The organism is Gramella sp. Hel_I_59, assembly GCF_006714895.1.
Taxonomy (GTDB): Bacteria; Bacteroidota; Bacteroidia; order Flavobacteriales; family Flavobacteriaceae; genus Christiangramia.
The window spans coordinates 669,168-680,009 of record NZ_VFME01000001.1; the positions used below are offsets into that span (position 1 = coordinate 669,168).

11 protein-coding genes are annotated in these 10,842 nt (G+C 38.8%); 4 read left to right on the forward strand and 7 right to left on the reverse strand.

Annotated features, from left to right (window positions below; translation table 11 throughout):
• Nucleotides 1-25 precede the first annotated feature (25 nt).
• The 6 genes from rodA to purH are packed head-to-tail and all read right to left on the reverse strand — an operon-like array spanning nucleotide 26 to nucleotide 7,079.
• Nucleotides 26-1,276 carry a rod shape-determining protein RodA gene (gene rodA / locus JM79_RS03030; RefSeq protein WP_141876750.1) on the reverse strand — a complete coding sequence of 417 codons (1,251 nt, stop codon included), beginning with the start codon at nucleotides 1,274-1,276 and terminating at the stop codon, nucleotides 26-28.
• The gene (gene mrdA, locus JM79_RS03035; protein WP_141876751.1) at nucleotides 1,277-3,145 is read right to left on the reverse strand and encodes a penicillin-binding protein 2; all 1,869 of its coding nucleotides are present in this window, start codon (nucleotides 3,143-3,145) and stop codon (nucleotides 1,277-1,279) included.
• Nucleotides 3,142-3,648, reverse strand: a complete 507-nt coding sequence (locus JM79_RS03040) for a rod shape-determining protein MreD (protein ID WP_141876752.1) — start codon at nucleotides 3,646-3,648, stop codon at nucleotides 3,142-3,144. Before JM79_RS03040 ends, mrdA begins: the two co-directional genes overlap by 4 nt.
• Nucleotides 3,638-4,462, reverse strand: coding sequence for a rod shape-determining protein MreC (mreC, locus tag JM79_RS03045; protein WP_141876753.1), 825 nt, complete (start codon nucleotides 4,460-4,462; stop codon nucleotides 3,638-3,640). The genes JM79_RS03040 and mreC overlap by 11 nt, the downstream gene beginning before the upstream one ends.
• Nucleotides 4,463-4,476: 14 nt before the next feature.
• Nucleotides 4,477-5,505, reverse strand: coding sequence for a rod shape-determining protein (locus tag JM79_RS03050; RefSeq protein ID WP_026914537.1), 1,029 nt, complete (start codon nucleotides 5,503-5,505; stop codon nucleotides 4,477-4,479).
• Nucleotides 5,506-5,546: 41 nt separating this feature from the next.
• Nucleotides 5,547-7,079 (reverse strand): bifunctional phosphoribosylaminoimidazolecarboxamide formyltransferase/IMP cyclohydrolase, encoded by a 1,533-nt coding sequence (gene purH / locus JM79_RS03055; protein WP_141876754.1) that lies wholly within the window; start codon nucleotides 7,077-7,079, stop codon nucleotides 5,547-5,549.
• 146 nt (nucleotides 7,080-7,225) lie between these two features.
• Here purH and JM79_RS03060 point away from each other — a divergent pair, with 146 nt between their 5' ends.
• On the forward strand, nucleotides 7,226-8,482 hold the full coding sequence (locus JM79_RS03060; protein ID WP_141876755.1) for an ABC transporter permease: 1,257 nt from the start codon (nucleotides 7,226-7,228) through the stop codon (nucleotides 8,480-8,482).
• A gap of 299 nt (nucleotides 8,483-8,781) precedes the next feature.
• Here JM79_RS03060 and JM79_RS03065 read toward each other — a convergent pair whose 3' ends face one another.
• Entirely contained in the window at nucleotides 8,782-9,237 is a 456-nt protein-coding gene (locus JM79_RS03065; protein ID WP_141876756.1) for a GAF domain-containing protein, read from the reverse strand.
• 89 nt (nucleotides 9,238-9,326) lie between these two features.
• Here JM79_RS03065 and xrtF point away from each other — a divergent pair, with 89 nt between their 5' ends.
• The 3 genes from xrtF (at nucleotide 9,327) to JM79_RS03080 (ending at nucleotide 10,818) form a co-directional block, all read left to right on the forward strand.
• Entirely contained in the window at nucleotides 9,327-9,875 is a 549-nt protein-coding gene (xrtF, locus tag JM79_RS03070; RefSeq protein WP_141876757.1) for an exosortase family protein XrtF, read from the forward strand.
• Entirely contained in the window at nucleotides 9,872-10,303 is a 432-nt protein-coding gene (locus JM79_RS03075; RefSeq protein WP_185739457.1) for an exosortase F system-associated protein, read from the forward strand. Before xrtF ends, JM79_RS03075 begins: the two co-directional genes overlap by 4 nt.
• Before the next feature lie 143 nt (nucleotides 10,304-10,446).
• Nucleotides 10,447-10,818, forward strand: coding sequence for a hypothetical protein (locus tag JM79_RS03080; RefSeq protein WP_260443362.1), 372 nt, complete (start codon nucleotides 10,447-10,449; stop codon nucleotides 10,816-10,818).
• Nucleotides 10,819-10,842: the final 24 nt, after the last annotated feature.

Below are 10,842 nucleotides of genomic sequence, written 5' to 3' on the forward strand. Positions count from 1 at the left end.
TCCTGCTAATGACAGAGCAGTGCTCTTAATAAGACAGTCTATCGCTATCGAGTTTGATAAATATAAACAGCAGTATAGTGAATCCCCAAAGGCCTGAGCCACCATAACTAAAGAATGGCAATGGAATACCAACTGTTGGAAAAATACCTATCACCATTCCTATATTTACCAGGAAGTGAATGAATAGAATACCAATGACAGAGTAGCCGTAAATCCGGTAGAATTGATCTCTTTGTCTTTCGGCTAAAACTATAAGTCTTAACAATAAGCCCACAAACAGGAATACAACCATTGCGCTACCTAAGAAGCCCCATTCTTCTCCAACTGTACTGAAAATATAATCTGTATGTTGCTCTGGTACAAAATGTCCTTTTGTTTGAGTTCCTTCAGTCCAGCCTTTGCCAAACCATCCTCCACTACCAATCGCGATCTCACTCTGGTTGGTGTTATAACCAATTCCCCTTGAATCGACTTCTTTTCCAAGAACAATGTTGAAACGATCCCGGTGACGCTGTTCAAAAACATTCTCGAAAATATAATTTACTGAAAAGCTCAACGCGATGGATATAATCGCAAAAACGCTGATCAGGATTTTTCCCGGGCCCTTTCGGGACTTCAGAAAGAACATCACTAAGGCAATCACGGCTACTACTACACTTACCCAGATGGGACCTATAATTAGCGTTAAAATGAATACTGCGACCGCCGAGAGTCCGGTTATAAGATAAAAGCCAGAAAGACCTTCACGATATAACGGGAAAAAGAAAGCAGCGTAAACCAGGGCACTTCCTGGATCTGGCTGAGGTACGATTAGAATTGCAGGAATTGCGATAATAATAAAAGCCTTGACCTGGTGATCCAGTCTTTTAATATTGGTTTGAATATCACTAAGATATTTCGCCAGGGCAAGGGCGGTTGCAAATTTGGCAAATTCAGATGGTTGCAGTCCAAAGCTTCCAAAGGAATACCAGGAGGTTGCTCCTGAAATTGTTTTACCGAAGACAAAGAGCCCGGCCAGTGAGAGAAGCGATACTAAATATATAATACTCGAAAAGCGCTGGTAGAATTTCGCTTCTATAGATAAAATGATAATGACGAGAAATATGCTAAGACCAACGAACAGAGCCTGTTTTCCATAAGGCTGTTCAAGGTCAAAAAAAGAACCGCTGGTTGATCCCAATGAAGCAGAGTAGATATTGGCCCAACCAAAAAGTATAAGTGCTAAATAGATTAAGATACTTATCCAGTCAAAACTGGCTCCATTGCTTCTCGCCATTTATCTGTTAATTATGAAGGGTTCGCCGCTTAATGGCTTGGCATATTCGTCTTCCAGGCTATGCGACAGAATCCAGTCTTCCATATCTGTTCTGGTAATAGTTCCTTTCAGATATTTTTCGATCATCAAACTGGCAATTCTTCCGGCATAACGACCACCCCAGTATCCATTTTCCACGAACACTGCAATTGCGATCTTTGGATTATCTACAGGAGCAAAGGCTACAAAGATCGAGTGATCTGTAAGCTGAACCCTTTTTCCATCGATCTTCGTAAAGTTTTCCGCAGTACCTGTTTTACCTGCTATTTCGATGCCCGGAATTCTAAGAGCAGAAGCTGTTCCGCTCTTATAAACCTCGTGCATTCCTTCCACTACTGGTTCGAAATGTCTTTTCTCAATAGTAGTTACATTCTTCGTGGTGTACTTTTCTTCTTTAATTGGTTGCCCGTTTACCTCTTTCAGAATATGCGGAGTGTAGTACCAGCCTTTATTTCCAATAGTAGCTGCCATGTTCGCCAGTTGAATTGGCGTCATTAGAACCTCTCCCTGTCCAATCGCATTGGAAAGAGTTGCTGTAGCATACCATTTGTAAGTTGGATAGTCGTAGATCTTATTGTAATACTCAGAATCAGGGATTTTACCTGATCTTCCAGTACTTAGGTCAGATCCCAGATAATCTCCCAGGCCAAAACTTTTTAAATGCGCATTCCAGGCATCCATTCCTTCCTGCGGAGTGGGATATTTCTCAATAATGCGACGATATACATTCGCAAAATATGCATTGCAGGATTGGGCAATTCCCGGGATCATGCTTAACGGACTTCTATGCGCGTGACAACCAAGTTTCCTTCCGCGACCATATGGATACCCATGATTACAGGAAAAGGAATCATCTGTATCTACCACATTTTCCTGAAGTCCGATCAAGGCATTCAAGGTTTTAAAAGGAGATCCGGGAGGATATTCAGCTAAAAGCCCACGGTCATAAAGTGGTTTTGCGTCTTCATCCAGGTATAATTTGGTGAAATTTGGAGAGCGTTTTCTTCCTACCAGATCTGCCGGATCGTAAGTTGGAGCCGTAATAAGGGTTAGGATTTCTCCGGTATTAGGTTCAAGCGCAACAATACCACCGCGCTTGTTTTCCATCAATTTTGTGCCGTAATCCTGCAATATAGCGTCGATGGTCAAAGTGATATCCTTACCTTTTTCGGGCAAAGAATCAAAAACACCTTCTTTATAGGGTCCAATATCTCTATTGAATCTATCCTTCTGAATATATTTTACACCTTTCTCACCTCTTAAAAGTTCTTCGTAATAACTTTCTACACCGGCCCGCCCAATAAGGTCACCAGAAATATAATATGGATTATCATTAACGATCTTCGGGTTTACTTCAGCAATATAACCAAGTACATTTGCGCTGTGATTTACCTGGTAATCTCTTAAAGATCTCTTCTGAATATAAAATCCCTGGTAGTTTCTCATTTTCTCCTGAAGTATCGCGTACTCACTTTTGGTAAGCTGCGGTATTACTACTGAAGGTAGCATGGGAGAATAGATCTTTGCCTTGTCCAATTTCTTTTCCAGGTCTTCCCGGGAAAGATTCAGAATATTGCAAAATTCGGTTGTGTCGAAAGGTTTGAGGTTTCTTGGTATAACCATGACATCATATGACGGCTGATTACTTACCATAAGTTCCCCATTACGATCGTAAATATATCCACGCTGCGGATAATCGTATATAACTTTGATGGCGTTATCCTGCGAGCGTATGGCAAGGGAGGTATCGATTACCTGTAGATAGAACAATCTCCCCAGGAATATAAGACCTGTGGTAAGGATCGTGATATACAGCAATAATTTTCTCATCGATGTTTTCTACTGAAAAGTGTTAATGACAGCAATATTAGAATTACTGAAAAGATACTTGAAAAAAGAGTTTTCTTGAGTATAAGAAGTATATGATTTACACTAAACATTTCCAAAGAAAAAAATACGAAATGGTGGATTAGAACGATAAGGGAAACATAACTGAATTTAGCTCCAAAAGGCGTAAAAGCCAGTCTGATATTCTGGTGATCATAACTAATTCCGAAGGAGAACCGTAGCAGGTTAGGTCTGGCAAAAGCGGCAACCAGACATGCAGCTGCATTGATCCCGCCACTATCCTCAAAAATATCGATGCTTAATCCTAGCAGAAAGGATAGAATAAGGAACAGACTTTGGTTTCCGGCAAACGGATAAAGCAGGATAAATAACACGTATAAATACGGATTGATATACCCCAGAAAATTGATGTTATTCAGAATTAGAACCTGTAAAAATATCAGGATCACGAAGCGGGCAATATTTGATATTAGTTTACTGTTCATCTGGCTCCTGCAATTCCTTAATTTCGTCTTTATTGATGTTCTCGATCACATAAACATAACCAATATTGGTCATGTCATTAAATAGTTTGATGTTGATCGTGTAATAGCTTTGAGTTTGATCCAGTGTAAAATCTTCGATACTACCAATTGGTAATCCTTCAGGAAATATTAGTGACCTTCCACCCGTAATAATGGTATCTCCTTTTTGTACAGGAGCCTGTCTGGGAACGTCTATTAACTGAACGATATTTGGATCTTCTCCATTCCACACAAGACTTCCAAAATGATTGGTACTGCTTAATTGTGCATTGATCCTGGATCTGCTGTTTAGTATTGAAATGACCCGGGAGTACTTGTTGTTAGCTCTGTCTACGATCCCAACAATTCCCTGGCTGGTAATTACTCCAAACTCTTTCTGAATTCCTGAATTTTCACCACGATTAAGAGTTAGGTAATTATCAATTTTAGCGAAGTTGTTATTAATAACACGAGAAGGTCTGAAAATATAATCTCCTTCAAATGATGTACTGTCCAGCTGTTTTGAAATCGAAATACTATCATTCATATTAGAAATGATATTTCGAAGCTGGTTGTTTTCAGTGATCAGTCGTTCATTGTATTCTTCCAGGTTCAAGTAAGTGTTGATACCATTAGACCATGAATAGACACCACCGGTCACATAGTTTGCAGAACTTATAAACCTGCTTTTGTGGAAGGAGTGATTTTGAACTGTGAGAAAAATAGAAACAGCAAACAGGAATAGGAATAGAATTGAATTCTTATTCCTAATAAGAAAATTGAAAATCTGCTGCATAAACTAAGCTTCTCCTACTTGATCAAAATGCCTTTATAGCGATTCAGTGTTTTTAAGGTAATTCCGGTACCACGAACTACAGCTCTAAGAGGATCTTCAGCAATATAAACCGGAAGGTCTGTTTTTTGAGAAAGACGTTTGTCCAGTCCTCTAAGCATAGAACCACCACCGGCAAGGTAGATACCTGTATTGTAAATATCGGCAGCCAGTTCTGGCGGTGTTTGGGAAAGAGTTTCCATAACGGCATCCTCGATCCTAAGAATGGATTTGTCCAGAGCTTTAGCAATTTCACGATAGGAAATATTCACCTGCTTAGGTTTCCCTGTTAGCAAGTCACGTCCCTGTACGCTCATTTCGTCTGGCGGGACTTCAAGATCTTCAGTCGCAGCACCAATCTGAATTTTAATTTTTTCCGCAGTACGCTCACCAACATAAAGGTTATGCTGCGTTCGCATGTAGTAGACGATATCATTGGTGAATACATCTCCTGCGATCTTTACAGATTTATCACATACGATCCCTCCAAGAGCGATCACAGCAATTTCTGTAGTACCACCTCCAATATCAACGATCATGTTTCCTTTTGGTTGCATGATGTCTACTCCAATACCAATAGCCGCAGCCATTGGTTCATGGATTAAGTATACTTCTTTTCCATTTACCCTTTCTGCACTTTCCTTTACAGCACGCATTTCAACCTCTGTAATTCCAGACGGAATACAAATAACCATTCGAAGTGCAGGAGTGAAAAGTTTTTTCTTAAGCGCTGGGATCTCCTTGATGAACATCGTGAGCATTTTCTCACTGGCATCAAAGTCGGCAATCACCCCATCTTTTAATGGCCTGATGGTTTTGATATTCTCATGAGTTTTTCCCTGCATCATCGCAGCTTCTTTACCTACTGCGGTAATTTTACCAGAGGTTCTGTCTCTGGCAACGATCGAAGGGCTATCCACAACTACCTTGTCATTATGTATGATCAAAGTGTTGGCAGTTCCTAAATCGATTGCAATTTCTTCAATGAGAAAGTCAAAAAATCCCATAGTATTTATTAGGTGTTGAGGTTTGGGTAAATGTAATGAATTTAATGTTTAAAATGGCGTGTCCCGGTCATCACCATTGCGATATTATTTTCGTTGCAATAGTTGATGCTCAGTTCATCCTTGATGCTTCCGCCAGGTTGAATAACTGCAGTGATTCCGGCATTCCCCGCGATTTCCACACAATCTGGAAAAGGAAAGAATGCATCACTGGCCATCACAGCACCATTCAGGTCAAAATCAAATGATTTCGCTTTGGCGATACTATGCGTAAGAGCGTCTACTCTGGACGTTTGCCCGGTACCACTTGCACATAATTGTTTGTTTTTCGCCAGAACTATTGTATTTGACTTTGTATGCTTGCAGATCTTGGAAGCAAATATCATGTCAGATAACTCAGAATCTGTTGCTTTATTGCTGGTTGCCAGCTTAAGATCTTCAGCAGCATCGGTTTTTAGATCTTTATCCTGAACGAGAACTCCGTTAAGACATGTTCTCACCTGATTCTTCGGAAGTTCAACTTCTTTCTGAATAAGCAGAATTCTGTTCTTTTTGCCTTTTAAAATTTCTTCAGCTTCCGAAGAGAATGAAGGGGCGATAACCACTTCACAGAATAGTTTGTGGATTTCTTCAGCAGTATCGGCGTCTATTTCCACATTGCTAATTAGAATTCCTCCAAATGCTGAAACAGGATCACCAGCAAGGGCATCTGCATAAGCCTGGTGGATCGAGTCTCTTTGCGCAAGACCACAGGCATTGTTATGCTTTAAAATCGCGAAAGTTGGAGCTTCACCTTTAAACTCGTTCATGAGATTCACGGCAGCATCCACATCCAGCAGGTTATTATAACTTAATTCTTTTCCATGTAGCTGATCGAATATTGCATCGAAATCACCGAAAAATGTTCCTTTTTGATGAGGATTTTCTCCGTATCGAAGCTCTTTACCTTTCAGTTCACTTTGTTTGAAAGAATTAATATCACCTTCAGCATTGAAATAGTTGAAAATTGCTGAATCGTAGTGAGAGGAAATATTAAATGCTTTGGCAGCGAATTTTTTACGATCAGCTATTTCAGTATTACCAGATTTTTCATTCAGTAATTCTAAAAATTCAGCATAATCATCTACGGAAGAAACGCAGGTTACATCTTTAAAATTCTTAGCCGCAGCTCTAATCAAGGAAATACCACCAATATCTATCTTTTCTATAATATCCTGTTCAGCAGCGCCTGAAGCAACTGTTTTTTCAAAAGGATATAGATCCACAATCACAATGTCTATCTGCGGAATTTCATATTGTTCCAGTTCTTTTACATCACCTTCATGATCCTGGCGATTAAGAATTCCGCCAAATACTTTTGGATGAAGAGTTTTTACCCGGCCACCCAGTATAGAAGGGTAGGAGGTAACATCCTCTACAGGAACCACCGCTATTCCAAGATCCTTGATAAATTTCTCGGTTCCACCAGTGGAATAAATGGTAATGCCCAGCTCATCCAGTTTTCTCACGATAGGCTCAAGACCATCTTTACTGAAGACTGAAATTAAAGCAGACTTTGCTTGTTTTAATTCGCTCATTGTGTTGTGTTTGTTAAAGCTGCAAAAGTAACCAATAAAGCGAAAAATTTAAAAGTGCAACTAATGAATTATCGATAAATTTTGTAACGAAATTTTGGATCCTGCGTCCTATCTTAAATTCATGAGTTAATAGCAGATTTTAAATTATGCTGATCTATTTACGGGTACTTAAAGAGAGCTTCAATTTTGCGATAAGCGCTCTTACAAATAATAAGCTTAGAACCTTTCTTTCCCTACTTGGGGTGACCATTGGTATATTCTCCATTATCGCTGTACTTGCAGCGGTAGATTCATTAAAAAAGGATATTACTGGAAGTTTGAGTTCACTGGACAACAGTACGGTGATCGTGATGAGGTTCAAATTTGGACCTAGCGATATACCTAGATGGAAGAGTCAGCAGTTTCCAGATGTAACTTATGAGGAATACCAGAATCTAAAAAAAAGCTTACCAGATCTTGATAATATAAGTTTTGCTCTGGGAATTCCCGGAGGAGCCGCGATCAAATACCAGGATGTTACCAGTAGTGGTGTGGATATAGGAGCAGTTACTCATGAATACTATGATATTGAAGCACTGGAACTCGCAGAAGGACGATTTTTTAACGAATCTGAATCTGTAAGCGGATCAGGTGTTGTTGTTCTGGGTCATGAAGTAGCACAAACGCTGTTTGGTGGTTCGAATGGAATTGGTGAAGAAATACGAATATTTGGACGTAGAGCAACAGTCATTGGAGTGCTTAAAAAACAAGGGCAATCCTTGTTTACTGGTTCCAGGGATGGTCAGGCTTTTGTGCCTGCGAACTTTGCACGACTGGTTTACGGAACCACGAAGGGAACGGTATTTCCACAATTGGTGATGAAGCCTGAAAGTGGAGCAGATAGCGATGAATTTATCGCTTTGCTGGAACAAAACCTTCGGAATATGCGCGGAATAAAGCCCGGAGAGATCAACAACTTTTTTGTTAATGAGTTAAAGGGTCTTACAGAATTTGTAGACAATATTACAGGGCAGCTGAATATTATTGGTTTAGTAATTAGTGGATTTTCTTTACTGGTTGGAGGTTTCGGAATTGCGAATATTATGTTTGTTAGTGTAAAGGAAAGAACCAACCTTATTGGTATTCAGAAATCTTTGGGAGCTAAAAACAAATTTATTCTTTCCCAATTCTTATTTGAAGCTGTCATACTCTCCGTGATTGGAGGATTGGTAGGATTGTTCTTTGTCTGGCTGGTTTCTATTGTGGCCTCACAATTTACCGGAGACTTTGAATTTGTCCTTTCTCCATATAATATGTTTATTGGAACACTGGTTTCGGCAATTATAGGATTAGTGTCGGGAATTATTCCAGCAATGTCGGCCTCAAAACTTGATCCTGTGGAAGCTATTCGTACCGGGATGTAAATATTATCTTAACGAAAAGAGATTTTCAGGAGTTATTTTACATAAATTATTCTAAAATAAATTAAAGTTAGTTAAAGATCTGACAGCGAAGGCATAGCTTATGTAATTTTAAAACAAAAAACTATGGAAATGGGAAATGAGATCGAAAAGAACTACCTGCTATCTATACTACAATTAGTAGGATTTTTTGCATTTCTTTTCTTTATTATCGCACTTCAAATGTAATTTTTGAACACGATATAAGAATAAAAAAACTCCTGAGAAATCAGGAGTTTTTTGTTTTGGTAGTTTATTGTGATCTATAGGATCTCTGCTACTTTCTCATTCACCCAAACCAGAAATTCTTCATCTTCCGCAGTAAAAGGATCAGCTGTGTGGCTATCAATATCGATCTGCCCAACGTTTTCACCATTTACAAATAACGGAATTACGATTTCTGCTTTTACATTAATGCTGCAGGCAATATAATTATCCTGTGCTTTTACATCTGGTACAACAAAATTCTGATTGCTTACCGCTACCTGTCCGCAAATACCCTTCCCAAATGGAATGATCTCATGATCTGTTGGCTCTCCGGCAAAAGCTTTTAATTTTAGTTCTTCTTTATTTCCATTCTTGAAGTAAAATCCAACCCAGTCATAATAACTTATATTTTGCTCCAATAGTTCGCAAACTTGGGTCATTCGTTGTTTGACATCTATATTCGAGTCCTGTAGAATCTGTTCTACTTGTGGTCTTAATTCCTGAAAATTCATATTAACAATATTTGGTGCAAAAGTATTCAATTTGCTGTGTAAAGCATGGAGTCTAAATCTATAAATTTGTTAAAAACCAAGTCGCTACTTTGCTGAAACTCATCAAGAAATACAGAACGGTATTGCGTTTTATTTTTGTATTCCTGGGAAGCTATTTTCTTTTTTCCAGCGCTTACAATGCATTTCTATTGTTCTATGAGCAAACTCAGCCCGTACCCGATGCGCTCACAAGACTGGTGGCCTACCAGAGTGGAGATGTAATGCACGCTCTTGGTTACGACAACGTAGAGGTGGTGATGCATTATACAGGACTATCCATGAAACTAATGGTGGAAGGTTATTTTCTAGCCGGGATAGTTGAAGGCTGTAACTCAGCGAGCATTATTATACTATTCACCTCTTTTATTCTGGCATTCTTTGGGAAAACCTCCACGACTCTAATCTATATTTTTGCAGGTGCCACTCTTATCTATGCTACGAATATTTTACGAATCGTGATCCTCTCTGTGAGTATTCTAGAATATCCGCAATATTCTGGTTTTATGCACACTGTATTTTTTCCACTGGCGATCTACGGAATGGTTTTCCTCCTCTGGCTGGTATGGATACGAATCTTCACTAAATACAAAAAAGCATGAAGAAAAGATATAAGATAATTCTTATTAGCTTCATGGTTTTGCTACTTGCAGCGATACGTTTTTTTGAAGATAGTCTGTTTTATGATCCATTAATAGAGTTTTTCAGGTCAGATTATCTATTGGGTATTATTCCGCCTATGAACATGGCGGAACTTATGATTCACCTCAGTATACGCTATGCGCTTAATAGTGCGATCTCAATAGGAATTATATATGTTGCTTTTCAGAATAGGAGCATGCTCAAATTCTCGGTTATCCTCTACGCCTTGCTTTATCTGGGAGCTGTAAGCGCTTTTATATTTCTGGTCCTAAATATTGAAAGAGAACATTACCTCGCCTTATTCTACGTAAGAAGATTTCTTATTCATCCATTATTTCTGCTTATCCTGCTTCCCGCATTTTATTATTACCGGATTAGCAAGAAATAAATTTGAAAGTTTCATCCTGAATTTTGAAATCCAGTCTCGAATTTAGATTATAAATTTGCTGGTTACGTTTGAAAATCAGGTAGTAAACCGTAGATGTTCAAAATTTTGTACTTTTGTAATCTGTGAAAAAACTTTTACGACATATGATTTCTTTGAGCATGGCCTTTATAGTCATGTTATCAACGATGTCTTTTACTGTAGATAAACATTTCTGCGGAAGTCACCTGGTTGATCAGGCGGTTTTTTCAAAGGCAGAAACCTGCGGAATGTCGATGAATGCCGAGGATGAAACTCATTGTTGCACCAATGAAAAGGTTGAAGTTGAAGGCCAGGATGAATTGAAAATTTCATTCGATTCTTTCGATTTTTATCAGCAACTATTCATTACTACATTTACGTATTCCTACATCAATCTGTTTGAAAGCTTACCAAAACAGATCATTCCTTTTAAAGATTATTCTCCTCCCTTGCTGGTTGCTAACATACAGTTGGAAGACCAGGTTTTTCTTATTTGATAGTTAAGTTATAGAATTTGTACC

Bases quoted from the DNA above. Each gene is read 5' to 3' on its own strand.
- rodA (WP_141876750.1), bottom strand. From the start codon at position 1,276: ATGGCGAGAAGCAATGGAGCCAGTTTTGACTGGATAAGTATCTTAATC.
- mrdA (WP_141876751.1), bottom strand. From the start codon at position 3,145: ATGAGAAAATTATTGCTGTATATCACGATCCTTACCACAGGTCTTATA.
- JM79_RS03040 (WP_141876752.1), bottom strand. From the start codon at position 3,648: ATGAACAGTAAACTAATATCAAATATTGCCCGCTTCGTGATCCTGATA.
- mreC (WP_141876753.1), bottom strand. From the start codon at position 4,462: ATGCAGCAGATTTTCAATTTTCTTATTAGGAATAAGAATTCAATTCTA.
- JM79_RS03050 (WP_026914537.1), bottom strand. From the start codon at position 5,505: ATGGGATTTTTTGACTTTCTCATTGAAGAAATTGCAATCGATTTAGGA.
- purH (WP_141876754.1), bottom strand. From the start codon at position 7,079: ATGAGCGAATTAAAACAAGCAAAGTCTGCTTTAATTTCAGTCTTCAGT.
- JM79_RS03060 (WP_141876755.1), top strand. From the start codon at position 7,226: ATGCTGATCTATTTACGGGTACTTAAAGAGAGCTTCAATTTTGCGATA.
- JM79_RS03065 (WP_141876756.1), bottom strand. From the start codon at position 9,237: ATGAATTTTCAGGAATTAAGACCACAAGTAGAACAGATTCTACAGGAC.
- JM79_RS03075 (WP_185739457.1), top strand. From the start codon at position 9,872: ATGAAGAAAAGATATAAGATAATTCTTATTAGCTTCATGGTTTTGCTA.
- JM79_RS03080 (WP_260443362.1), top strand. From the start codon at position 10,447: ATGATTTCTTTGAGCATGGCCTTTATAGTCATGTTATCAACGATGTCT.